The organism is Burkholderia sp. Ac-20379, assembly GCF_017104645.1.
Taxonomy (GTDB): domain Bacteria; phylum Pseudomonadota; class Gammaproteobacteria; order Burkholderiales; family Burkholderiaceae; genus Burkholderia.
This window is the reverse complement of the sequence record NZ_JAAGPF010000019.1, coordinates 20,191-46,434: the sequence shown is the minus strand read 5'-3', so window position 1 is coordinate 46,434 and position 26,244 is coordinate 20,191. Positions and strand designations below refer to the sequence as shown.

The 26,244-nt window shown below is 63.1% G+C and carries 10 protein-coding genes; 3 read left to right on the top strand and 7 right to left on the bottom strand.

Annotation, left to right across the window (positions count from 1 at the left end; translation table 11 throughout):
* The first annotated feature begins 170 nt into the window (after positions 1 to 170).
* The 3 genes from G3N92_RS04610 to G3N92_RS04600 are packed head-to-tail and all read left to right on the top strand — an operon-like array spanning position 171 to position 2,987.
* Positions 171 to 383, top strand: coding sequence for a DUF1656 domain-containing protein (locus G3N92_RS04610; protein ID WP_206126274.1), 213 nt, complete (start codon positions 171 to 173; stop codon positions 381 to 383).
* A 7-nt stretch (positions 384 to 390) separates the two neighbouring features.
* Positions 391 to 1,473 carry an HlyD family secretion protein gene (locus G3N92_RS04605; RefSeq protein WP_206126275.1) on the top strand — a complete coding sequence of 361 codons (1,083 nt, stop codon included), beginning with the start codon at positions 391 to 393 and terminating at the stop codon, positions 1,471 to 1,473.
* Positions 1,470 to 2,987, top strand: a complete 1,518-nt coding sequence (locus G3N92_RS04600) for an efflux transporter outer membrane subunit (RefSeq protein WP_206126273.1) — start codon at positions 1,470 to 1,472, stop codon at positions 2,985 to 2,987. Before G3N92_RS04605 ends, G3N92_RS04600 begins: the two co-directional genes overlap by 4 nt.
* A 46-nt stretch (positions 2,988 to 3,033) precedes the next feature.
* Here the strand turns inward: G3N92_RS04600 and G3N92_RS04595 are convergent, their stop codons facing one another.
* The 7 genes from G3N92_RS04595 to G3N92_RS04565 all read right to left on the bottom strand — a co-directional run bounded on the left by G3N92_RS04595 (position 3,034) and on the right by G3N92_RS04565 (position 26,098).
* Entirely contained in the window at positions 3,034 to 3,729 is a 696-nt protein-coding gene (locus G3N92_RS04595; RefSeq protein WP_206126272.1) for a response regulator transcription factor, read from the bottom strand.
* A 28-nt stretch (positions 3,730 to 3,757) separates the two neighbouring features.
* Complete coding sequence (locus tag G3N92_RS04590; protein WP_206126271.1) at positions 3,758 to 4,621, bottom strand: hypothetical protein; 864 nt, start codon at positions 4,619 to 4,621, stop codon at positions 3,758 to 3,760.
* A gap of 63 nt (positions 4,622 to 4,684) precedes the next feature.
* Positions 4,685 to 6,148, bottom strand: coding sequence for a TolC family protein (locus G3N92_RS04585; protein ID WP_206126270.1), 1,464 nt, complete (start codon positions 6,146 to 6,148; stop codon positions 4,685 to 4,687).
* A 1-nt stretch (position 6,149) separates the two neighbouring features.
* Positions 6,150 to 7,328: an HlyD family type I secretion periplasmic adaptor subunit gene (locus tag G3N92_RS04580; RefSeq protein WP_206126269.1), complete on the bottom strand. Its 1,179-nt coding sequence runs from the start codon at positions 7,326 to 7,328 to the stop codon at positions 6,150 to 6,152.
* Between the two features lie 74 nt (positions 7,329 to 7,402).
* The gene (locus G3N92_RS04575) at positions 7,403 to 9,697 is read right to left on the bottom strand and encodes a type I secretion system permease/ATPase (RefSeq protein WP_206126268.1); all 2,295 of its coding nucleotides are present in this window, start codon (positions 9,695 to 9,697) and stop codon (positions 7,403 to 7,405) included.
* Positions 9,698 to 9,950: 253 nt separating this feature from the next.
* Positions 9,951 to 10,694 carry an OmpA family protein gene (locus G3N92_RS04570; protein ID WP_206126267.1) on the bottom strand — a complete coding sequence of 248 codons (744 nt, stop codon included), beginning with the start codon at positions 10,692 to 10,694 and terminating at the stop codon, positions 9,951 to 9,953.
* 161 nt (positions 10,695 to 10,855) lie between these two features.
* Positions 10,856 to 26,098, bottom strand: coding sequence for an ESPR-type extended signal peptide-containing protein (locus G3N92_RS04565; protein ID WP_206126266.1), 15,243 nt, complete (start codon positions 26,096 to 26,098; stop codon positions 10,856 to 10,858).
* Between the last annotated feature and the right edge of the window lie 146 nt (positions 26,099 to 26,244).

Below are 26,244 nucleotides of genomic sequence, written 5' to 3'. Positions count from 1 at the left end.
CGCCGTGCCGCGCGCGGACCGGCCGGCCGCCGCGCTGCAACGCGGCCTGCGCGACGCGCTGCACGCGCTGGTCGGTATCCGGCTGTCGCTGAACCCGGCGTTGATGCAGCCGCTGCCGCCACCGCCGCCCCGCTCCTGACCGACACCATGCAGAACACCAGAACGCAATCATGATCGGCGAAATCGACATCTTCGGCGTGTTCGTCCCGGCACCGCTGGTGCTGATGCTGATCGCCTATCTCATCAACATCGCCGTGCGCGCGCTGCTCACGCGCACCGGCATCTACCGCTTCGTCTGGCACCGGTCGATCTTCGATCTCGGCATTTATGTCTTCATCCTGGCCGGCGTCGTGATCGCCTCCCACCATTTCGTGGCTACCTAACGTGAACGTGAAAAGAACCTGGTTTTCCGCGGGGCAGATCCTGCTGACGCTGATCGTCGTCGTGATCGCGGTCGTCGTGCTCTGGCGCATCGTCGACTACTACATGTTTTCGCCGTGGACGCGCGACGGGCACGTGCGCGCCGACGTGATCCAGGTCGCGCCGGACGTCTCGGGCCTGATCACCGACGTGCGCGTGGCCGACAACCAGGCCGTCAAGCAGGGGCAGGTGCTGTTCGTGATCGACCGCGCCCGCTACGAACTGGCGGTGCGGCTCGCCGAGGCGACCCTCGAACAGCGGCGCGCCACGCTGGCCCAGGCCCGGCGCGAATACGCGCGCAACCTGAAGCTCGGCAACCTGGTGGCGAGCGAGCAACTGGAAGAGAGCCGCACGCGCGTCGATCAGGGCGACGCGGCCGTGGCCGATGCGCAGGTCAACGTCGATACCGCGCGGCTGAACCTGCATCGCACCACCATCGTCAGCCCCGTCGACGGTTATCTGAACGACCGTGCGCCGCGTGTCGGCGAATACGTGCCGGCCGGGCGCGCGGTGTTGTCGGTGGTCGATCAGCACTCGTTCCGGGTGGATGGCTACTTCGAGGAAACCAAGCTGAGCGGCATTCATATCGGCCAGCCGGTCGATATCCGCGTGATGGGCGAGCCGCGGCCGCTGCGCGGGCACGTGCAGAGCATCGTCGCCGCCATCGAGGATCGCGACCGCTCGCAGAGCGCGAACCTGCTGCCGAACGTCAATCCGGCGTTCAGTTGGGTGCGGCTGGCGCAGCGGATTCCGGTGCGCGTCTCGCTCGACGAGGTGCCGGACGATTTCCGCATGATCGCGGGGCGCACGGCCACGGTGGCGATGGTGTCGCCGGATGCGAAGCGGGATCGGAATGCGGCTTCGGCGGGGGCGGCTTCGGGTGCTTCGGGTGCTTCGGGTGCTTCGGGTGCTTCGGGTGCTTCGGGTGCTTCGGGTGCTTCGGGTGCTTCGGGTGCTTCGGGTGCTTCGGGTGCTTCGGGTGCTTCGGGTGCTTCGGCAGGCATCGTACCGGCCTCGGGTGCGGCATCCGCCGCCAACGGAGCCTCCCGATGAGCACGCGAGCCTATCGCCGCGCGGTCGCGCTCACGCCGCTCGCGGTGGCCGCGTTGGCGCTGGCCGCCTGCACGACCGTCGGTCCGAACTATCGGGTGCCCAAACAGGCGCTCGTCAACGCGCCGCTGGCCGATGCCCCGCTCGATGGCGCAGGCGACGGCAGTTCGCTCGTCTCGCACGGCGACGTGCCCGTGAAATGGTGGCGGCTCTACGACGACCGGGTGCTGGACGGCCTCGTCGAGCAGGCGCTGCAATCGAACACGAACCTGCGCGTCGCCGCGGCGAACCTCGCCCGGGCGCGCGCCACGCAGGCCGAGGCGAACGCGCAAGGCGGCTTTTCTGGCGGCTTCGAAGGCGCCGCCCAGCGCGCTCAGGAATCGGCCGAGCAATATCTGCTGACCGAAAAGCTGCCGGTGGTCAACGAAGGCGCGTTCAACATCAACGTCTCGTACGAGTTCGACCTGTTCGGCAAGCTGCGCCGCGGCGTCGAGGCCGCGCGCGCCGACACGGACGCCGTCAAGGCAGCGGGCGATCTCGCCCGCATCACCGTGGTGGCCGACGTCGTGCGCGCCTACGTCGAATCGTGTTCGGCCGGCGAGGAGCTCGACATCGCCCGGCGCTCGCTCGATCTGCAGCAGCAGCGCGTAACGCTGTCGAAGCGGCTGCGCGACGCCGGACGCGGCAGCCAGACGGCCGTGACGCAAGGCACCACCCAGGTGCGCACGCTGGCCGCCGACATTCCGCGCTTCGAAGGCCGCCGCAAGGTCGCGCAATATCAGTTGGCGGCGCTGCTGGCCCGCTCGCCGGACAGCCTGCCGGCCGCCGCATTGACCTGCAAGACGCTGCCGCAACTGAAACAGCCGATCCCGGTCGGCAACGGCGCAGCCCTGCTGCGCCGCCGTCCCGACGTACGCGAGGCGGAACGCAAGCTGGCCGGCGCCACGGCACGCATCGGCGTGGCGATCGGCGCGATGTATCCGACGATCAGCCTCGGCGCGTCGGTCGGCACGACGGGGATTTTCGGGGATCTGCTCGGCCCGACCACGAACCGCTGGTCGTTCGGCCCGCTGATCAACTGGACGTTCCCGGCCAACGGGCAACGCGCCCGCGTGCAGGAAGCCGAAGCGGCAACCGGCGGTGCGCTCGCGCAATTCGATGGCGTCGTGCTGAACGCATTGCGCGAAACGCAATCGAGCCTCGCCACCTACGCCGCCGACACGCAGCGCGCCGATGCACTGCGCACCGCGTATCAATCGGCGCGCGATTCGGCCGACGAAACGCACCGGCTGTATGCCGTGGGGCGCGAGTCGTTCCTGTCCGATCTCGATGCGACACGCACGCTGACCAGCGTGCGCGCGCAGGTTGCCGCCGCGGAAGGTGTGGTGGCGGCCGATCAGGTGAGACTGTTCCTGGCGCTCGGCGGAGGATGGGAAAACGACGCGGCGAATCAGCCCGGAACGCCGCCGGCGCCGGCAAGCGGCACCGCCGCGCCTGCCGCGTCAGCCAGGCAATGAAGCGAGACGGGCGCGCCATGCCTGACGGCGCGCCCGATTGGATGTTCTACAGCAGCTTCTCGATACGCCGCGACAATTCGATTTCATTGCTCACGCCGAGCTTGCGCATTGCATTGCGCTTCTGCGCACTGATGGTTTTGTGGCTTCGATGCGTGGCGTGAGAGATCTGCTTGATCGTCAAGCCTTCGGACCACATGCGCACCACCTCCAACTCGCGCGTGCTGAGCGTTTGCACCGAGGCGCGCGGCCGGCTGTCGAGCATCGCTTCATGGCGCTCCCGCAAATAGCGCTGCATCGCGATGTCGAAGTGCGTATCGCCATCGCCCAGCTTGCGCACGACGTCGGCCAGCTCGATGAACGCCTCGTCACCCTTGTACAGAAACCCGGCGATGCCACCGTGGTCCACCGCCCGCGCGACGATTTCAAATTGCTCGTATGCCGACGTGACCAGTAACTTCAGACGCGGGTGCACGGCACGGAGATGTTCGATCAGGGCCAAACCGTCGGCACCCACCGCTTCGCCCAACTGGTAATCGAAGATCAGGACGTCGCATGCGATTTCATCGAGCGCGGCGAAGAGTTGCGCCACCGAACTCACGCACGCGATCGTCTCGATACTGCCAGCCTGGTCGAGCAATGACCTGATGCCGATCAGCGTGATCGGATGCGCATCGGCAGCCACTACACGAATCGATCCATCGCACGCTTCGGCATCGGTGAGGGCATCGCTGTCGTAAGTCATGGATTGTGCTTCGCGAACTGGAAGGAAGTCAGCGCGCTGTCAGTCGAACCTGATAGTTCAACAGAGACACGGCGTTGGCAGGCATGTCTCGTGACACGGGAGCGTGAGCACGAGCCGCTGCGTCCTGTCGTGCCAGTTCGTTGCGAATGGCACGCAGGGTATCGTCATTCCGCCAATCGTCGCTCACGAACACGCGCGGAGCCGGAGACGGTTGGCGATGCGCAACGACGCGCACGCGTGCCGGTGTCTGCTTCTTCGGCGCCAGCGTTTGATGCGCCGTGCGCACGGGATGCGGGCGATGAACACTGCGCTTGACCGACCTCGCCACGGCCTCCCCGACATGCTTTGCCGGCACGACCGTTGCGGCGCGCATGATGTGCCGAACCGATGCCGCGCGAACCATCGGCCGCGCAGAGGCAGCGACGGCGAGCCGCGGCGCCGCCTGTTTCGGCGCGCGACGTATGTCCGCCAGGAATGCCGGTCCGGATTGAGCGCCGATTCGCCCATCGAACCATGGCATCGGATGTTTCACCGCGCTATCGACGCGCATGAAGCGCAATACCGAAACCAGGGCGAACGCGCCGATCAGGATCGCGCAGCACGCCAGCGCGACCGCCCGCAATGGCCGGCGAACAGGTTGCGACACGATCACCATCCAGGCATTGTTGTCGGTTCCGAACGCCGACGCGGCGATCGTCCGCCCCACCGCTCCGTCGAACTTGCGCCACCGTTCCGACATGTACGCGCTCCGAGGGCCTACCGGCCGTCGGCCGCTCGATCTGAAATTGCCGAGCAGCTTGCCCCGGAACGTGCCGTAGGGAGGCGGCAGATAGCCGGCGACAGGCGGCGACACGACAAAGCGGGACAGCGATACGAGCACAGCCGACGACATGATTTGCTCCTCCTTATCTCAAGCGGCAATACCGGCCCCATCGCCAAGCGGCGGCGATTCGCATCAGGCCACCACACCATCGCGCAACCAGCGCATCAGCACGCCGGCCGATGCGTAGCCCTGCAACGTCGCGGCATACCCTTCGAACCGGTAAGCGATTTCGTTGACGCGGTTGTTGTAGTAGTCGTTCTCCGCGATCAGCACATCGAGCAGCGAACGCTTGCCAAGGTGGTACCACTGATCGTAGAACGCCTGGCGCACCCGATCCGACTCCAACGATAGCGCGCGATACTGCTCCGCCTGTGCGGCATAGGTGCGCGCATTTTGATCTGCCGCACGCAGTTGATATTCGAGATCGAGGCGCGTCTGGTCGACTTGACGATGGCTTGCGATGGCGCGATACGACGCGGCTTCTCTCATGGCGGTGGAGGCCCCGCCGTTGAAGGCGCTCCAGGTCAGCGTCAACATCGTCTGCCAAGGCATGCGCCGGCCCAATGCGTCGCGCCCGGTATTGGCGCTGACCACCCAATCGAGCTGCGGTTTGGTGGAAGCCTTGACGGCGTCGCGGTTCAGATCGGCGGCGTTCGCCTCGGCGCGCGCCTGAAGCAATATCGGATTCTCGTCCAGCGACGACATCAGCGCGGCGAGCGGCTGCGGACGCAACGGCCAAGCGGCAGCGACCGGAACCGGCACCGGCCGCTCGCCAACCAATTTGCGCAAATTCAATTCGGCGTCGCGGAACTTGGACTGTGCCGAATCGCGGCTCGCCATCGCTTGCAGCAGCCGTGCCTTGGCCTGCGTCAACTCGCTGCCGCGCCCGCGATCCACGGCAACGATCGATTCGAGCATGGCGACGAGACGCGACATGCGGTCGACGAACCGTTGACTCAGCACGGTCATGTTGCGCTGCTTGCCGAGCTCGACGAGCGTGCTCGCCACCTGGTATGCCGAATTCTCGATCTGTGCGACATAGTGTTCCTGCGTCGCCACCGCCGACTCGCGGCGGCTGCCAATCAGCTTGTTGGTGCGTCCCCAGTCGAACAGCATGGTACGGAGGTTCACGCCGACGGAATTGCCGGCATCGTACGCACTGCCCGCATTCGCGCCGAACTGCGCGGTGCGCGTCTGCCCTGTCAATTGCAATTGCGGCCAGCGCGAGCCCTTTACCTGATCGACATCGGACTGCGCGGCCTGATATTCGGCATACATTCGCTGCACGGTCGGGTTCACGTCGACGGCGGCTTCGGTGGCCGCGTAAAGCGCACTGCGCAGCTCGGCTTCGGTGACGGGGTCGACGTCGATATCGATATCGACATCGAGCGCGGCATCCGCCGGATCGCCGGGTTGCGGCAGCGCAGTTGAGGGCGGGCAGCGCCGTATCGCATCGCCGGCGATACCCGACGCCGGCGTCGCTGCCTCATGACAGATCGAGGCTTCGCCATGCCGGGCCGGCAGTGCGAGCAACACGGCCGCCATCATCGCGAAGCCGTGCCGGCGAACGATGCGCGGGCAATCATGCAGGTTCATTTCAGCGCTCCCGGAAAGCCTCGCGGGCCTTGAAAATGGGTTTCAGCAAGTAATCGAGAATGGATTTCTCGCCGGTCCGAATATCGACCGTCGCCTGCATCCCGGGCAAAATCGGCAGAGCCTTGCCGCCGGCATCGAGCGTCGTTGCGTCCGTCTCGATCATCAACCGGTAGTAGTTCGCATCGGGACGCCCGGTGGCGGCCTTCTGCTCGTCGCGCAGGGTGTCCGGGCCGATACTGACAACGTGCCCGTCGATCCCGCCATAGATGCCGAAGTCGTAGGCCGACAGCTTCACGAGCGCCGGCAGGCCAACCCGCAGGAACGCCACGTCCGATGGCTTGATCCGCGCCTCGACCAGCAGCCGGCCATCGAGCGGCGCGATCTCCATGATGTGTTCGCCGGATTGCACGACGCCACCGGCCGTATGCATCCGGATGTTCTTCACGATGCCGTTCATCGGCGCCACGACTTCGGTACGCGCGAGCACGCCGGCGCGCCCGGCCAGCACCTCGATGGTCTGCGCCAGTTCGGATTCGCGTCGCAGCAACTCGTCGTTCGCATCGGAACGGAAGCGGTTCTCCACATCGGCGATCTGCGAATCGATGTCGGTTTCCTGGCGCCGCATCCGCAGAATCTCGACTTCGGAGATCAACCCCTTGGCCGACAGCGGCTCCGACATCGCGATCTCGCGGCGCACCAGCGCCTGGCTCTTCTTCAGCGCGGCAACGCGTTGATCGACCGCCTGCCGTTGTGTGCGATAGGCGTCCCGCTCCTGAGCGACGACCTGCGGCTCGCGCATGACCTCCTCGGGAAACACGAGCGGCCGGCCGGATACTTCCGCCTTGAGACGGGCGATGCCAGCCTTCAGGTCGACCGCCTTGGCGCGCAATTCCCGATAGCTCGATTCGGCCGATGTCGGATCGATCTTCGCAAGCGGTTGCCCCTTTTCGACCTCCTGCCCTTCGTGCACCAGCACATCGCGAACGATGCCGCTCTCCAGCACTTGAATGACCTGCTCCCGACTCGGCGACACGATGGTGGCTTCGCCACGCGTGACTTCTTCGACGCGCGCGAAATGGGCCCAGACCAGGCCGAGCATCAGCACCGCGGCGATCAGATACAGCACGGCCTGCGCGCCGGCCGACGAGCGAACCAGCATGGCCTCGCGCAGATCGCTCATGAATACTGAATCGGCCGCGGCGAGGCGGGGTTCGGTTGCGCTTCGGCGCGAACGGAAGAATGGATTTCGCATGATCACGCCTCCTTGTGCGTCGCGGCTTCCGCTTGGGACGCGTGCCCGCGCGACGGTACCGGCCGCACGGGTGCGGCGGGCTCGCCGGTGTGCCTGGAAACCGGGTTGCCCGACAGGGCGGCCAGGACGCGCTCCTTCGGGCCATCGGCGACGATCCGGCCCTGGTCGACGATCACGAGCCGATCGACCAACGGCAATAGCGACATGCGGTGCGTCACGACGACCAGCGTCTGACCTGCGGACGCCGTCCGCAGATGTCCAATGAATTGCTGCTCGGTTTGTGTATCCATCGCGCTGGTTGGCTCATCGAGCAGCAACGTTCGCGGACGGTTGACGAGACTGCGCGCGAGGGCCACGAGCTGCCGCTGGCCACCCGACAACGCGCCACCGTGCTCGCCGACCTGCAGATTGATGCCGAGCGGATGCGTGGCCACCAGTGCATCCAGCCCGGTCACGCGCAATACGTACAACAGCTCCTCGGGGGTGGCGCCTGGGCGGCCGATCGTCAGGTTCTCGCGCAGCGAGCCGTAGAAGAGCCGGCTGTCCTGCCCGACATAGCCGAACGTCGCGCGCCAGTCGGCAGGCGAGATCTGGCCCGCATCGAGGCCGTCGGCAAACAGCTTGCCCGAGGTCGGCTGGTACAGGCGCGCGATCATCCGCAGCAACGTGGATTTGCCGCTGCCGACGCGCCCGAGTATCGCCACGCGCTCACCGGCCTTGATGTCGATCGACACGTCATGCAACACGGCAGGATTCGACTGCTCGAGCTGCGCGGGATACGCGAACGCCACCTTGTCGAGCTTCACCTGTCCACTCAACGATGGGCTGCCGAGATACGCCTGATTCGTGTCGTGATCCACCGGCATCGCCATCAGTTCGTTCAGCGAGCGCAGCGCCGCACGCGCCTGTTGAAAGCGCAGCGCAAGGCCCATCACCTGGCTGAGCGGCGCGGTAATGCGCCCGGCGAGCATCACCGAGCCGATCAGCGCCCCCTGCGTCAACTGGCCTTCTCCGATCAGATAGACGCCGCAAACGACCAGCACGACTGTCTGGATCTGCTGCAGGAACGTGACGACGCAGGTCGCGGTGCTGGACAACTGGCGCGACCGCATCGCCGTCTCGGCCGTTTTTGCACTGCAATGATCCCAGCGATGGCGCATCGTGCCTTCGCCGCCTACCGCCTTCAGCGTCTCCAGCCCCTCGATCGATTCGATCAGCACGCCTTGTTTGAGCGACCCTTCGCGCAGGTTCTCGCGCATCACGCGCGCGAGCGGCCACTGCACGATCGCACCGATGCCGACGATCAGCGGAATCATCAGCAATGGAACCCAGCCGAGCGGCCCGCCCACCGAGAAGATAACCGCGACGAACAGCAGCACGAACGGCAGATCCGATAGTGCGGACAAGGTGGCCGAGGTCGCGAAATCGCGCAACGATTCGAATTCGCGCAGACGATTGGCAAACGATCCTGCCGATGCGGGCCGCTGCTCCATCCGGATCGACATGGTTTGCCTGAACAGCAGGCTGCCGAGCACGAGATCCGCTTTCTTGCCCGCCATGTCGAGCACATGCGCACGAACGTGGCGAGACACGCCTTCCATCGTCATCGCGATCATCACGCCGATCGCAAGCGACCACAGCGTCACATAGGCTTGCGTCGGCACCACGCGGTCGTACACGTTCATCGTGAAAAACACGCTCGCGAGCCCAAGCACATTGATCAGCAGGGCGCCAAGCGCCGCACTCGAGTAATAACGACGGTACGACCAAAGCGTACGCAGCAGCCAATGGCCGGCCGGCTCGGGCGCCGGCTCGCCGGCGCGATTGTCGGCGCGCGCAGCCGGCTTCACGAATACGACGTAACCGGAATAGGTTTTCTCGATCTCCGACGCGTCGTATTCGACCGGCGTCACCCCCACTTCAGGAATCACAATCCGGTAACGAAGCACGTCGTCATCGCGTTGCGCGCCATCGCAGCGCCCCAGCAGCACGGCGGCTCGGCCATCGCGCAGGAACAGCAGCGCCGGCATCAATGCATCGGGTAACTGCGACAGTTTTCGCGTCAACAAGCGCGCCGAAAATCCGGCGCTCGTCAGCGCTTCGACCGCGTGCGACGGCAGGAGGCGCTCTTGCATCGCCAGCCCTTGCGTGAGCACGCTGTGGCTAAGGGACATTCGATGATGCGCACACATCCACGCGAGTGCGTCGAGCAAACTATCGCTCGTGATCGTGGTCGGAGCCGGGATGGCTTCGGCGGATTCCGATGTCGTCGAATCGGGTGTCGTTTCTGCCTGCATGATTGAATACTTGTTGGCGAACCGGAAAGCAAGATCCAATTCGTATGGATAACGAATCGATTTGTTGATGAATCCAATTTCGATTCGTGCCGAACAGCCTGTCTTCGCTCACGACGTGAGCGATCGACATTCAGCGTGTTGGACAGTAGAAGCACATCGCGAGGCTGGCGGCCCGCCTTGCGATGCGCAGGATTGAGCCGTCACGCTCGAAACGCCCGACGGCTCATCAAGGATGGCAATCGTCCGATTGCGACTATTGTTCGATATGGATTTCGACTCGGCGGTTCAGCGCACGCCCTTCTTCTGTCTTGTTAGATGCGACCGGCTCGGCCGAGCCGGCGCCTTGAGCGGAGAACGATTGCGCATTCAATCCCGCGTCTTGCAAATAGCTCACAACCGATTGCGCCCGAGCCACGGACAACTTGAGGTTGTGGGCCGGCATGCCAGTCGAATCGGTGTGACCCACCACGGTCACGCGATTGAACGCGTTTCCACGATTGATCTCGACAAAGCGACTGAGCCGCGCACGCGCGTCCGGCAGCAGCATGGCGCTGTCGAACGCAAAGTTTGCACCGCCCTGCAGCAGCACCTGGCGCTTCACGACCGGCTTAGGGGGCTGCGGCTGCGGCTGCGGCTGCGGTTGAGGCCGGAGCTGCGGTTGAGGTTGCGGTACCTGGCGAGAAACCGGAGCGGGCTTCGGTACGCCGCAGATAAAGGTCAGCGCGCGAGGATCCAGTTTGGGTTCGTTGTCTGCGACGCGGTCGATTGCTTGCAATACCGTGATGCCCTGGTTGGCGCAGAAATCCTGCGCGGCCGATTCGCATTGCCGGGTACTGGACAGCAACCCTTCACACGTCACACGAAATGCCGCGCCTGGTTTATTTGGCAGATTGACTGCGCGAATGCTGTAAGTCGGCCCGGATTGCGTTGTGCAGGCACCAAACAAGATGCTTGTGGCCGCAATGACGCCACCACAGAGAAAAGTGGAAATTTTCATGACTTGAATGACCCGCCAGAGCGGGTAAGGAAAATTAGCGAATGGAGTAAAAGCGGAATGAGTGAGGAGGCGCCGTGCCGGGAACGCGCACCGCCTGCGCCGCTCATCGAGCGGCGCGCGGCAAGGCGCAAGCAACGCGCCTTGCCGTCACGCTCGTGTGATTACCACTGATACGATGCGCCCACGCCGAACGTGTTGCCGCCGCTTGCCAGGCCAACACCCGCTCGAATCTTCAGGTTCTCCGTGATGCGAGCTTCACCGCCCAGCGCCACGGCCTGATACCCCTTGTACGATGCGCCGGCAACGCCGAACGACAGGTTCTTGCCTGGATCGACACCTGGAATCATCGTCAGCGCCGTTGCCGCCGCGATACCCGAATAGGCATTCTTCGACAGATCGTTGATCTGGCCGCGCACACCGCCGATCGCACGATCCAGTTGCCCCTTGTTGACCGCGTCCGTCGAATTCACACCGTCCGCAACGTGGACGATCCTGCGCTCCGAGTCGGCCGCACCGACCGACACGGTATTGGCCTCGCTCGCAACCGAGCCGTTACCCAGCGCAACCGAGTTTTCGGCACTGCTGCCCACCTTGGCGCCTTCGCCGATCGCCGTACCGCCGTTCGCCTTGACTTGCGCCTCGGTGCCGATGGCCGTGCCGTCGTTGACGCCATCCGACACGCGCGAGCTCGAGCCCGCGGCAGTGTTGCCGTTGCCATTGCCCGAGTTTGCGGCAACCACCTCGCCCTCCTCTGCGGCATGACCACCGGTGCCGCTGATCAGGTCGTTGCCTGCACCGCCGCCCGGGTTGCCCGGATCGCCAGGGATCGTCACTGCGCCCAGTCGATCGTCGAGATCGTCGACACGTTCCGACAGTGCCGACAACTGGCCGTAGTTGACCGCATCGTACGTGCTGGTGCCGTCGGCAACATTGGTCAAATGCACCGGCCCCGTCGAACGACCATTGCCCAACGTTACCGAATCGAAATTCACGGATTTGTCCGCGTTTCGATCGTAGGCAACCGCACCCGCCAGATCCGTCGCGTCGCCGATGTTGCTCTGGATGTCCTTGACACGGCCGTCGATATCCGTCAACGCATCGCCGACGTTGTGATACGTGTTGCCGCCGATATCGTAGGTCGGCGCCACGATCGCCCCGGTGGTCGGATCGATCGTTGTACCGCCGCCGAGCGCATCGGTGACACCGGTCAATTGACTGACGTTGACGGCATCGGTTGCAGCCGTACCGGCAGCAACGTTGTGCAGGCCCACGGCCGTATCGGCCTTGCCCAACGTCACCGAGCTGTAGTCAGGATTGCCGTCCGCGCCCTGGTCGTAGGTCACGGCAGCGAGCGTCTTGCCACCGTCGCCGATCAGACCTGCGGACTTCATCTGCGACACGTTCACCGCGTCCTTGTCGGCCACGCCATCCGCGACGTTCGACAGCGTCGTGCCATTGGCGCCAGCCAACGTCACCTTCGACTTGTTCGAATCGGCATCGTACGTCACCGCAGCCAGCGGCTTTCCGTCATCGCCGATCAAGCCAGACGACTTCAGTTGCGACACGTTCACTGCATCCTTGTCGTCGACACCCGCGTTCACGTTCTTCAGCGTCGTGCCATCCTTGCCGGCAAGCGTCACCTGATCCTGGTTCGGACCGTCGTACGTCACCGCCGCACGCGACTTTCCGTCGTCGCCGATCAAGCCGGCATCCTTCAACTGCGCTACGTTGACCGCGTCCTTGTCGTCAACCCCCGCGTTCACGTTCTTCAGCGTCGTGCCGTCCTTGCCGGCAAGCGTCACCGTGCCGTTGTTCGAGCCAACGTCGTAGTGCACCGCGCCTTCATCCGGGCCATTGCCCGTTTCGGCGGCGGCCTTCAGCGCATCGCCCACGTTATCGTAGGTCTTGTCGCCAATCTCGTAAGACGGCGCCTTGATCTTGCCGTCTGCACCGACCCCGGCATCGCCACCCAGTGCATCCGTCACACCCGTGAGCTGCGATACGTTCACTGCATCGGTGTCCGTCCTACCCGCCGCTACGTTGTGCAGCCCCACCGGAGCGCCCGCATTGCCCAGCGTCACCGACGCATAGTTCGTCTTGCCATCCTGCCCCTGGTCGTACAGCACCGCGGCACGCGACTTTCCGTCGTCGCCGATCAGGCCCGTATCCTTCAACTGCGCTACGTTCACTGCGTCCATGTCCGCCGTGCCGGCCTTCACGTTGCTCAGCTTCGTGCCACCCGTACCGGCAAGCGTCACTTGATCCTGATTCGGACCGTCGTACGTCACTGCGGCAAGCGACTTTCCGTCGTCGCCAATCAGGCCCGTATCCTTCAACTGCGCTACGTTCACTGCATCCATGTCCGCCGTGCCGGCCTTTACGTTGCTCAGCTTCGTGCCGCCCGTACCGGCAAGCGTCACCTGATCCTGGCTCGGACCGTCGTACGTCACCGCTGCGCGCGACTTCCCGTCGTCGCCGATCAGGCCCGTATCCTTCAACTGCGCTACGTTCACTGCGTCCATGTCTGCGGTGCCGGCCTTTACCTTGCTCAGCTTCGTACCATCCTTGCCGGCAAGTGTCACCTGATCCTGGTTCGGACCGTCGTACGTCACCGCCGCACGCGACTTTCCGTCGTCGCCGATCAGGCCAGCATCCTTCAGCTGCGACACGTTCACTGCATCCTTGTCGTCAACCCCCGCATTCACGTTCTTCAACGTCGTGCCGTTCTTGCCGGCAAGCGTCACCGTGCCGTTGTTCGAGCCGGTGTCGTAGTGCACCGCGTTTTCATCCGGGCCATTGCCCGTTTCGGCGGCGGCCTTCAGCGCATCGCCCACGTTATCGTAGGTCTTGTCGCCAATCTCGTAAGACGGCGCCTTGATCTTGCCGTCTGCACCGACCCCGGCATCGCCACCCAGTGCATCCGTCACACCCGTGAGCTGCGATACGTTCACTGCATCGGTGTCCGTCCTACCCGCTGCAATATTGTGCAACCCAACCGGAGCGCCTGCGTTGCCCAGCGTCACCGACGCATAGTTCGGCTTGCCGCCCTGATCCTGGTCGTACAGCACCGCTGCACGCGACTTCCCGCCATCGCCAATCAGGCCCGTATCCTTCAACTGCGATACGTTCACCGCGTCCATATCCGCCGTGCCGGCCTTCACGTTGCTCAGCTTCGTGCCACCCGTACCGGCAAGTGTCACCTGATCCTGGCTCGGACCGTCGTACGTCACAGCCGCACGCGACTTTCCGTCGTCGCCGATCAGGCCGGCATCCTTCAACTGCGACACGTTCACTGCATCCTTGTCGTCAACCCCCGCGTTCACGTTCTTCAGCGTCGTGCCGTTCTTGCCGGCAAGCGTCACCGTGCCGTTGTTTGAGCCGACGTCGTAGTGGACCGCGCCTTCATCCGGGCCATTGCCCGTTTCGGCGGCGGCCTTCAGCGCATCGCCCACGTTATCGTAGGTCTTGTCGCCAATCTCGTACGACGGCGCCTTGATCTTGCCGTCTGCACCAACCCCGGCATCGCCACCCAGTGCATCCGTCACACCCTTCAGCTGCGACACGTTCACTGCATCGGTGTCTGTCGAACCCGCTGCAATATTGTGCAACCCGACCGGAGCACCTGCGTTGCCCAGCGTCACCGACGCGTAGTTCGGCTTGCCATCCCTACCCTGGTCGTACAGCACCGCGGCACGCGACTTCCCGTCGTCGCCGATCAGGCCCGTATCCTTCAACTGCGATACGTTCACTGCGTCCATGTCCGCCGTGCCGGCCTTCACGTTGCTCAACGTCGTGCCGGTCTTGCCGCCCTTCAGCGTGACCTTGTCTTTCTTCGTGCCGTCGTACGTGACGGCGAGAGATTCACCCGTCGTCGGATCGATCACGCCACCGTCTTCCAGCGAATCCTTCAGGTCGCCAATGCTCTTGTTCGTCTGGAACAACTGACCGCCGTTGACCGCATCCGTGCTCTTTTCCGTCAGCGCGCCTGCCTTCACGTTCGTCAGCGTCGTACCTGCCGCACCACCGCCCAGCGTGACTTTATTCTTTGACTCATCGTCATACGTCACAGCCGATCGCGCCGAGCCTTTGTCGTCGATCAGGCCCGAATCCTTCAACTGCTTCACGTTCACCGCGTCCATGTCCGCCGTGCCCGCCTTCACGTTGCTCAGCGTCGTGCCCGTCTTGCCGCCCTTCAGCGTGACCTTGTCTTTCTTCGTGCCGTCGTAGGTGACAGCGAGAGATTCACCCGTCGTCGGATCGATCAAGCCACCGTCTTCCAGCGAATCCTTCAGATCGCCAATGCTCTTGTTCGTCTGGAACAACTGGCCGCCGTTGACCGCATCCGTGCTTTTCTCCGTCAGCGCGCCTGCCTTCACGTTCGTCAGCGTCGTACCTGTCGCACCACCACCCAGCGTGACTTTATTCTTTGACTCATCGTCATACGTCACAGCCGATCGCGCCGAGCCTTTATCGTCGATCAGGCCCGAATCCTTCAGTTGCGACACGTTCACCGCGTCCATGTCTGCGGTGCCGGCCTTTACGTTGCTCAGCTTCGTGCCATCCTTGCCGGCAAGCGTCACCCGATCCTGGTTCGGACCGTCGTACGTCACCGCCGCACGCGACTTCCCGTCGCCGCCGATCAGGCCGGCATCCTTCAGCTGCGACACGTTCACTGCATCCTTGTCGTCGACACCTGCATTCACGTTCTTCAGCGTCGTGCCGTCTTTACCCGTCAACGTAACCGTGTCTTGCTTGCTGCTGTCATAAATCACACCGTTCGGATCCGTGCCACTTGCCAGTTTTGCCGTTGCGGCCAGAGCGTCGCCGACATTGTCATAGGTGTCGTCTCCGATCTTGTAGGACGGCGCCTTGATCTTGCCGTCTGCACCAACCCCCGCATCGCCGCCCAGTGCATCCGTCACACCCGTGAGCTGCGATACGTTCACTGCATCGGTGTCCGTCCTACCCGCTGCAATATTGTGCAACCCAACCGGAGCGCCTGCGTTGCCCAGCGTCACCGACGCATAGTTCGGCTTGCCATCCCTACCCTGGTCGTACAGCACCGCCGCGCGCGACTTCCCGTCGTCGCCGATCAGGCCGGCATTCTTCAACTGCGTTACGTTCACTGCATCCTTGTCGTCAACGCCGGCATTCACGTTCTTCAACGTCGTGCCGTCCTTGCCGGCAAGCGTCACCGTGCCGTTGTTCGAGCCGGCGTCGTAGTGCACCGCGCCTTCATCCTTGCCATTGCCCGTTTCGGCGGCCGCCTTCAGCGCATCGCCCACGTTGTTGTAGGTCTGGTCGCCAATCTCGTAAGACGGCGCCTTGATCTTGCCGTCTGCACCAACCCCGGCATCGCCGCCCAATGCATCCGTTACCCCTTTCAGCTGTGACACGTTCACGGCATCGGTATCTGTCGAACCCGCCGCGATATTGTGCAACCCGACCGGAACGCCTGCGTTGCCCAGCGTCACCGATGCATAGTTCGTCATGCCACCCTGATCCTGGTCGTACAGCACCGCTGCGCGCGAATTCCCGTCGTCGCCGATCAAACCCGAGTCTTTCAGCTGCTTCACGTTCACCGCGTCCATGTTCGCGGTGCCGGCCTTCACGTTGCTCAGCGTCGTGCCGGTCTTGCCGCCCTTCAGCGTGACCTTGTCCTTCTTCGTGTCGTTATACGTGACGGCAAGAGATTCGCCCGTCGTCGGATCGATCACGCCACCGTCTTCCAGCGAATCCTTCAGGTCGCCAATGTTCTTGTTCGTCTGGAACAACTGGCCGCCGTTGACCGCATCCGTGCTCTTTTCCGTCAGCGCGCCTGCCTTCACGTTTGTCAGCGTCGTTCCGCCTGCGCCACCGTCCAGCGTGACTTTATTCTTTGACTTGTCGTCATAGGTCACGGCCGATCGCGCCGTGCCGCCGCCATCGATCAGGCCCGAATCCTTCAACTGCTTCACGTTCACCGCGTCCATGTCCGCCGTGCCGGCCTTCACGTTGCTCAGCGTCGTGCCGGTCTTGCCGCCCTTCAGCGTGACCTTGCCTTTCTTCGTGTCGTCATACGTGACGGCCATCGATTCACCTGTCGTCGGATCGATCAAGCCGCCGTCTTCCAGCGAATCCTTCAGGTCGCCAATGTTCTTGTTCGTCGCGAACAACTGACCGCCGTTGACCGCATCCGTGCTCTTTTCCGTCAGCGCGCCTGCCTTCACGTTCGTCAGCGTCGTCCCGCCTGCGCCACCGTCCAGCGTGACCTTGTTCTTCGACTCGTCGTCATACGTCACGGCCGACCGCGCCGTGCCATCGTCATCGATCAGGCCCGAGTCCTTCAGCTGCGACACGTTCACGGCGTCCATGTCCGCCGTGCCGGCCTTCACGTTGCCCAGCGTCGTGCCGGTTTTGCCGCCCTTCAGCGTGACCTTGTCTTTCTTCGCGTCGTTATACGTGACGGCCAAAGATTCGCCGGTCGTCGGATCGATCAAGCCACCGTCTTCCAACGAATCCTTCAGGTCGCCAATGCTCTTGTTCGTCGCGAACAACTGGCCGCCGTTGACCGCATCCGTGCTTTTCTCCGTCAGCGCGCCCGCCTTCACGTTTGTCAGCGTCGTCCCGGCCACACCACCGTCCAGCGTGACCTTGCTCTTCGATTCGTCGTCATACGTCACGGCCGACCGTGCCGTGCCATCGTCATCGATCAGGCCCGAGTCCTTCAACTGCGACACGTTCACCGCATCCATATCCGCCGTGCCGGCCCTCACATTGCTCAGCGTCGTGCCAATCTTGCCCTTCAGCGTGACTTTGCCTTTCTTCACGTCGTCATACGTGACGGCCATCGATTCGCCCGTCGTCGGGTCGATCAAGCCGCCGTCTTCCAGCGAATCCTTCAGGTCGCCAATGCTCTTGTTCGTCGCGAACAACTGACCACCGTTGACCGCATCCGTGCTCTTTTCCGTCAGCGCACCCGCCTTCACGTTCGTCAGCGTCGTACCTGCGCCACCGCCCAGCGTGACCTTGTTCTTCGACTCGTCGTCATACGTCACGGCCGACCGCGCCGAGCCATCGTCATCGATCAGGCCCGAGTCCTTCAACTGCGACACGTTCACCGCATCCATGTCCGCCGTGCCGGCCTTCACATTGCCCAGCGTCGTACCCGTCTTGCCGCCCTTCAGCGTGACCTTGCCTTTCTTCGTGTCGTCGTACGTGACGGCCATCGATTCGCCCGTGGTCGGGTCGATCAAGCCACCGTCCTCCAGCGAATCCTTCAGGTCGCCAATGCTCTTGTTCGTCTGGAACAATTGGCCGCCGTTGACCGCATCCGTACTCTTTTCCGTCAGCGCACCGGCCTTCACGTTCGTCAGCGTGGTACCGCCTGCGCTGCCATCCAGCGTGACCTTGCTCTTCGACTCGTCGTCATAGGTCACGGCCGACCGCGCCGAGCCATCGTCATCGATCAGGCCCGAGTCCTTCAGCTGCGACACGTTCACGGCATCCATATCCGCCGTGCCGGCCTTCACGTTGCTCAGCGTCGTGCCGGTCTTGCCGCCCTTCAGCGCGACCTTGTCTTTCTTCGCGTCGTTATACGTGACGGCCAGCGATTCGCCTGTCGTCGGATCGATCAAGCCACCGTCTTCCAACGAATCCTTCAGATCGCCAATGCTCTTGTTCGTCTGGAACAATTGGCCGCCGTTGACCGCATCCGTGCTCTTTTCCGTCAGTGCACCCGCTTTCACGTTCGTCAGCGTCGTACCTGCCGCACCACCACCCAGCGTGACCTTGTTCTTCGACTCATCGTCATACGTCACGGCCGACCGCGCCGAGCCGTCTTCATCGATCAGGCCCGAGTCCTTCAGCTGCGACACGTTCACGGCATCCATATCCGCCGTGCCGGCCTTCACGTTGCTCAGCGTCGTGCCCGTCTTGCCGGCCTTCAGCGTGACCTTGTCTTTCTTCGTGTCGTCGTAGGTGACGGCGAGAGATTCACCCGTCGTCGGATCGATCACGCCATCGTCTTCCAACGAATCCTTCAGGTCGCCAATGCTCTTGTTCGTTTGGAACAACTGACCGCCGTTGACCGCATCCGTGCTTTTCTCCGTCAGCGCGCCCGCCTTCACGTTCGTCAGCGTCGTACCGCCTGCGCCACCGGCCAACGTGACTTTATTCTTCGACTCGTCGTCATACGTCACGGCCGACCGCGCCGCACCATCGTCGTCGATCAAGCCCGAATCCTTCAGTTGCTTCACGTTCACCGCATCGGTGTCTGTCGAACCCGCTGCCACGTTGTGCAACCCCACCGGCGTGCCCGCGTTGCCCAGCGTCACCGACGCATAGTTCGGCTTGCCGTTCTTGTCCTGGTCGTACAGCACCGCTGCGCGCGACTTCCCGTCATCGCCGATCAAGCCGGACGACTTCAGTTGCGACACGTTCACTGCATCCTTGTCATCAACGCCCGCGTTCACGTTCTTCAGCGTCGTGCCATCGATACCGGCAAACGTTACCCGATCCTTGTTCGAACCGTCATACGTCACCGCTGCAAGCGACTTCCCGTCGCCGCCGATCAGGCCGGCATCCTTCATCTGCGACACGTTCACCGCGTCCTTGTCGTCGACACCCGCGTTGACGTTCTTCAGCGTCGTGCCATCGGCACCGGCAAACGTCACCTGATCCTTGTCCGGACCGTCGTACGTCACGGCTACGCGCGCCTTCCCGCCGTCGTCGATCAGGCCTGAATCCTTCATCTGCGACACGTTCACCGCGTCGGTTTCTGCGGTACCGGCAGCCACATTGACGATCTGACGTTGCGACGTGCTCGAGCCGATAGACAGCGCGTTGCCACGGTTCGCGACCGAGCCGGTACCGAGTGCAATACCGTCGTAATTACCCTCTTTCACAATCGAATTTGCGCCCAGCGCCATGCCCCCGACAACATCGACTTCCACTGCCGATCTTGTACCGATGGCGATGGAGTTCACGGCTTTCGAACGCGCCTGTGCTTGGCGACCGATCGCGACTGATCCATCGCCGACTGCGTGAACGTCATCCGAACCCAATGCCGTGGAGTAATCGCCGTTGGCGATCACGTCGTACGAACCGATCGCGACGGCGTAGTTGGCACCGGTAAAAACCTCGTAGCCAATTGCAACGGCGGCTCGCTTCTTGGCCAGCGTCGACGCACCGGTACCGAGTGCGACCGAAACGTCGCCATAAGCCGCGCTCTTGTAACCAAACGACACAGCGCCTTCGCCAGCGGCAACGTTCGCGAAACCGACGGCGATTGCAGCAGATTTCGAGCCCTTCTTGACGCTTGCGAGGTTTGGCATGTCGCTGGTTTTACCTTCAAACGCGAAGATAACGTCCGGGGGCGATTCGACGTCGCGCAATTTCGGAGGCAGGCTTCGTGATTTCCGATCCACCGTCGACAGCCCATCCACCTTCGCCAGCACATCGTGAAGCTGCTTCATATTGACGGCATCGGTATCGTCCTTACCTGCCGCGACATTTACGATGCGACGCTCGTTCCCTGTACTGCCGACTGCAAACGTGTTCGCTTTCGTCGCCACTGACCCATATCCGATCGCGACCGAGTTCGTCGCATCCGGTCCCACACGCGAACCGCTTCCGATCGAAACGCTGTTGTCGGCAAGCGCGTTGGCCAGGCTGCCAATCGCAACAGAGTCTTCACCGGTAACAACGGCCTTAGCGCCGTCCGCTTTGACCTTGATATACTTCATTTCGAGCGTACCGTCGGCCAGGCCATCCTTGATCTCGCCCGTGGCATCGGTCAGCTGCTTGACATTGACTGCATCGGTATCGGCTACACCGGCCGCCACATTTTTCAGTGAAACCGGTTTGCCAGCTTGTTTAGTCCCCAACGTGACAGCCGACTTGCTCTCATCGTCATACTGAACGGCATTTTCGCCACCGCCTCCACCACCAGTATCCGCAGCCGCTGCGATCGCATCGCCCACGTTGTGGTAGGTCTTGCCGTCGACTACATACGTCGGCGCCGTGACCATGCCGTCTGCGTCAACCTCTGCATTTCCACCCAGCGAATCTGCGACACTGGACGCCAGATCGAACAGTTGCGAGCCATTCACGGCATCGGTGCTCGATGCGTTGATCGCGCCCGCTTTGAGGTTCGTCAGCAACGTACCGGCCTTGCCTTGCAGCGAAACCTTGTCTTTCTTCGTATCGTTGTAGGTGACAGCCAGCGATCCACCCGTCGTCGGATCGATCACGCCCCCGTCTTCCAGCGAATCCTTCAGATCGCCGATGCTCTTGTTCGTCTGGAACAACTGACCGCCGTTGACCGCATCCGTGCTCTTTTCCGTCAGCGCGCCTGCCTTCACGTTCGTCAGCGTCGTACCTGCCGCACCGCCACCCAACGTGACTTTATTCTTTGATTCGTCGTCATACGTCAAAGCCGATCGTGCCGTGCCGTCACCATCGATCAGACCCGAATCCTTGAGCTGCGACACGTTCACCGCGTCCATGTCGGCCGTGCCGGCCTTCACATTGCTCAACGTCGTTCCCGCCGCGCCACCTTTCAGCGTGACCGTATCCTTCGTCACGTCGTTGTAGGTGACGGCCAGCGATTCGCCCGTCGTCGGATCGATCACGCCACCGTCCTCGAGCGAATCCTTCAGATCGCCGATGTCCTTGTTCGTCGCGAACAACTGCGAGCCAATCACTGCGTCGGTGCTTTTTGCCGTCAACGCACCCGCCTTCACGTTCGTCAGCGTCGTACCCGCCGCGCCGCCGCCCAGCGTGACCTTGCCCTTGCCGGCATCGTCATACGTCACCGCCGACATTGCCTTGCCGTCGTCGCCGATCAGACCCGACGACTTCAGTTGCGACACGTTCACCGCATCCATGTCGGCCGTACCGGCCTTCACATTGCCCAACGTCGTGCCGGTCTTGCCGCCCTTCAGCGTGACCTTGCCTTTGTTCACATCGTCATACGTGACGGCCATCGATTTGCCCGTCGTCGGATCGATCACACCACCGTCTTCCAGCGAATCCTTCAGGTCGCCGATGTTCTTGTTCGTCGCGAACAACTGCGAACCATTGACTGCATCGGTGCTTTTTGCCGTCAACGCACCCGCCTTGACATTGGTCAGCGTCGTACCTGCCGCGCCACCGCCCAGCGTGACCTTGCCCTTTCCGGCATCGTCGTACGTCACCGCCGACATTGCCGTACCGTCATCGCCGATCAGCCCCGACGACTTCAATTGCGACACGTTCACCGCGTCCATGTCGGCCGTGCCGGCCTTCACGTTCTTCAGCGTCGTGCCACCCTTGCCACTCAGCGTCACCGTGCCATCGCCCGAGCCCGCGTCGTAGTGCACCGCGTCTTCATCCGCGCCGTTGCCCGATTCAGCGGCGGCCTTCAATGCGTCGCCCACGTTGTCGTAGGTCTTGCCGTGAACCTTGTACGCTGGCGCCTTGATCTTGCCATCCGAGCCGACCGCGGCTTCACCGCCCAGCGCATCCGTCACGCCAGTCAGTTGCGATACGTTCACCGCATCGGTTTGCGCGATACCCGCCGCCACGTTGTGCAGCCCCACCGGAACGGCTGCTTTACCCAGCGTCACCGACGCATAGTTCGCATTGCCGCTCTTGTCCTGGTCATACAGCACCGCCGCATGCGACTTGCCGTCGTCGCCGATCAGTCCCGAATCCTTCAGTTGCGCAACGTTTACCGCATCCTTGTCTTCAATGCCGGCTTTCACGTTTTTCAACGTCGTGCCTGTTGCGCTGCCTTTCAGCGTGACCGTGTCCTTCTTCGTATCGTTGTAGGTGACCGCCAGCGATTCGCCCGTCGTCGGGTCTATCACACCACCGTCTTCCAGCGAATCCTTCAGGTCACCGACGTTCTTGTTCGTCGCGAACAACTGCGAACCATTGACCGCGTCGGTGCTCTTGTCCGTCAGCGCACCGGCCTTCACATTCGTCAGCGTCGTACCCGCCGCGCCGCCCAGCGTGACCTTGCCCTTGCCGGCATCGTCGTACGTCACCGCCGACATTGCCTTGCCATCGTCGCCGATCAGCCCCGACGATTTCAGCTGCGATACGTTCACCGCATCCATGTCCGCCGTGCCGGCCTTCACGTTGCCCAACGTCGTACCCGCCGCGCCCCCCTTCAGCGTGACCGTGTCCTTCTTCGTGTCGTTGTAGGTGACGGCCAGCGATTCGCCCGTCGTCGGGTCGATCAAGCCACTGTCTTCCAGCGAGTCCTTCAGGTCGCCGACATTCTTGTTCGTCGCGAACAACTGCGAACCATTCACTGCATCGGTGCTTTTTGCCGTCAATGCACCAGCCTTCACATTGGTCAGCGTCGTACCCGCTGCACCACCACCCAGCGTGACTTTGCCCTTGCCGTCATCGTCGTACGTCACAGCGGCCCGCGCCGCGCCGTCGTCGCCGATCAGCCCCGACGACTTCAATTGCGACACGTTCACCGCGTCCATGTCGGCCGTACCGGCCTTCACGTTGCTCAACGTCGTACCCGCCGCGCCCCCCTTCAGCGTGACCGTGTCCTTCTTCGTGTCGTTGTAGGTGACCGCCAGCGATTCGCCGGTCGTCGGGTCGATCACACCACCGTCTTCCAGTGAATCCTTCAGGTCGCCAACGTTCTTGTTCGTCGCGAACAACTGCGAGCCATTGACCGCATCGGTGCTCTTGTCCGTCAGCGCACCGGCCTTCACATTGGTCAGCGTCGTACCCGCCGCGCCGCCCAGCGTGACCTTGCCCTTGCCGGCGTCGTCGTACGTCACCGCGGCCCGCGCCGTGCCGTCATCGCCGATCAGCCCCGACGACTTCAACTGCGACACGTTCACCGCGTCCATGTCGGCCGTACCGGCCTTCACGTTGCCCAACGTCGTGCCCGTCTTGCCGCCTTTCAGCGTGACCTTGCCTTTGTTCACCTCGTCATACGTGACGGCCAGCGATTCGCCGGTCGTCGGATCGATCACACCACCGTCTTCCAGTGAATCCTTCAGATCGCCGATGTTCTTGTTCGTCGCGAACAACTGCGAACCATTGACCGCATCGGTGCTTTTCGCCGTCAGCGCGCCGGTCTTCACATTGGTCAGCGTCGTACCCGCCGCACCACCGCCCAGCGTGACCTTGCCCTTTTCGTCATCGTCGTATGTCACCGCCGACCGCGCCGTGCCGTCGTCGCCGATCAGCCCCGACGATTTCAACTGCAATACGTTCACCGCGTCCATGTCGGCCGTGCCGGCCTTCACGTTGCTCAACGTCGTACCGGTCGCGCCACCTTTCAGCGTGACCTTGTCTTTCTTCGTGTCGTTGTAGGTGACCGCCAGCGATTCGCCTGTCGTCGGATCGATCACGCCACCGTCTTCCAGCGAATCCTTCAGGTCGCCGACGTTCTTGTTCGTCGCGAACAACTGCGAACCATTGACGGCATCGGTGCTCTTGTCCGTCAGTGCACCGGCCTTCACATTCGTCAGCGTCGTACCCGCCGCGCCACCGCCCAGCGTGACCTTGCCCTTGCCGGCATCGTCGTACGTCACCGCCGACCGCGCCGTGCCGTCGTCGCCGATCAGACCCGACGACTTCAACTGCGACACGTTCACTGCATCCATGTCCGCGGTGCCGGCCTTCACGTTGCCCAACGTCGTGCCCGTCTTGCCGCCTTTCAGCGTGACCTTGCCCTTCTTCACGTCGTCATACGTGACCGCCATCGATTCGCCCGTCGTCGGATCGATCAGCCCCCCGTCTTCCAGCGAATCCTTCAGGTCGCCGATGTTCTTGTTCGTCGCGAACAACTGCGAACCATTGACCGCGTCGGTGCTTTTCGCCGTCAGCGCACCCGCCTTGACGTTGGTCAGCGTCGTGCCCGCCGCGCCGCCGCCCAGCGTGACCTTGCCCTTTTCCTCATCGTCGTACGTCACCGCCGACAGCGCCGTGCCGTCGTCGTCGATCAAGCCCGACGACTTCAGTTGTGACACGTTCACCGCATCCATGTCGGCCACACCGGCCTTCACGTTGCTCAACGTCGTGCCCGTCTTGCCGCCTTTCAGCGTGACCTTGCCCTTCTTCACATCGTCATACGTGACCGCCATCGATTCGCCCGTCGTCGGATCGATCAGGCCACCGTCTTCCAGCGAATCCTTCAGGTCGTCGATGTTCTTGTTAGTCGCGAACAGCTGCGAACCATTGACCGCGTCGGTGCTTTTCGCCGTCAGCGCACCGGCTTTCACATTTTTCAGCGCAACCGGTTGTGCCCCCGTGCCGCCGAGCGTGACCGTGTCTTTCGACGCGGAGTCGTACTGAACGCCGTCCCCGCCGCCACCGCTTTCTGCGGCCGCGACCAGTGCATCGCCAACGTTCGAATACTTCTTGCCACCGATCGTGTAGGTGGGCGAAGTGATGTTGCCGTCCGCATCGACATCCGCGCCACCGCCGAAGACCTGCACGGCATCCTGCAACTGCTCGACGTTCACCACATCGGTAGCATGGGTGCCGCGCGCAACGTTGATGATCTGGCGCTCCACACCTTCCGCGCCAACCGATACCGACATCTCGCGATCCGCAACCGACAGGGAGCCGATCGCGATGCTGAAATCTTCCGTTGCCGAGGCTTCGGAACCGAACGCCATGGAATCCTCGCCCGAAGCCACGGACATATTGCCGATCGCGGTTGCGTTGATGCCATCGGCCCGCGATGTCGAACCGATCGCAAGCGCGCCGTTTTTGCTGGCGATGGCCGCGCTGCCGAGTGCGTAGGACCGAATGCCGCTTGCCTTCGCCCCATTGCCGATCGCGAGCGCGGATTTGCCTCCCGCCGTGGCACTGGCGCCCACCGCGACCGCGCCGATGTCACCCTGGGCATTCGCCGCCGAGCCCAGTGCAACGCCATTGCCCGCCGCCCGGGTGCCGCTGCCGATCGCCAATGCACCGCCGAGACCGCTCCCTGCCGAACTCGTGCGCGCATCGCTGCCGATCGCGACCGACTGTTCGCCCTGTGCCAATGCCCTGCTGCCCATGGCGATCGACTTCGATCCGGATGCCGAAGCAACGTCGTTGCCGCTCGGATCCACATCGATTTTCACGTACTTGCTGTTGTCGGTCGCCACCGTGCGCGTGGACGGCAAGCCGCGCGGATCGACAGCCGTGTCGTCTGCTTCGGCGTCACGCGCGGTTTCCCCTGCATCGCGCGCAGTTTCCCTGGCATCGCGCGCACTTTCCGTTTCCGGCAATGGACCGTCGACCGTATCGTTCGGCACGGCAAAGGCAGAACCCATCGACGCTGCGACGAGCGCCGCGGCGACCGCCACCCGCTTCTTGACCGAGGTGGACTTTCCGCGCGTGCGCGCCGTCTCGGAAACCGCGCACCAGGCGCCGGTAGATGCGTTCCATACAACTCGATACGTCTTGTTCATGCTGAAACTTCCTTCTGGTGAATCTGGTCCGCCACGTCGCCGGACGGCAGATCCGGCAACGGACAAATGGAAATGCAATGGGATTGACGACGCGACGACGCATGCCAAACTGCATCACATGCGCCCGAGAGGATGAGAGCGACCCG

Bases quoted from the DNA above. Each gene is read 5' to 3' on its own strand.
- G3N92_RS04610 (WP_206126274.1), top strand. From the start codon at position 171: ATGATCGGCGAAATCGACATCTTCGGCGTGTTCGTCCCGGCACCGCTG.
- G3N92_RS04600 (WP_206126273.1), top strand. From the start codon at position 1,470: ATGAGCACGCGAGCCTATCGCCGCGCGGTCGCGCTCACGCCGCTCGCG.
- G3N92_RS04595 (WP_206126272.1), bottom strand. From the start codon at position 3,729: ATGACTTACGACAGCGATGCCCTCACCGATGCCGAAGCGTGCGATGGA.
- G3N92_RS04590 (WP_206126271.1), bottom strand. From the start codon at position 4,621: ATGTCGTCGGCTGTGCTCGTATCGCTGTCCCGCTTTGTCGTGTCGCCG.
- G3N92_RS04585 (WP_206126270.1), bottom strand. From the start codon at position 6,148: ATGAACCTGCATGATTGCCCGCGCATCGTTCGCCGGCACGGCTTCGCG.
- G3N92_RS04580 (WP_206126269.1), bottom strand. From the start codon at position 7,328: ATGAGCGATCTGCGCGAGGCCATGCTGGTTCGCTCGTCGGCCGGCGCG.
- G3N92_RS04575 (WP_206126268.1), bottom strand. From the start codon at position 9,697: ATGCAGGCAGAAACGACACCCGATTCGACGACATCGGAATCCGCCGAA.
- G3N92_RS04570 (WP_206126267.1), bottom strand. From the start codon at position 10,694: ATGAAAATTTCCACTTTTCTCTGTGGTGGCGTCATTGCGGCCACAAGC.
- G3N92_RS04565 (WP_206126266.1), bottom strand. From the start codon at position 26,098: ATGAACAAGACGTATCGAGTTGTATGGAACGCATCTACCGGCGCCTGG.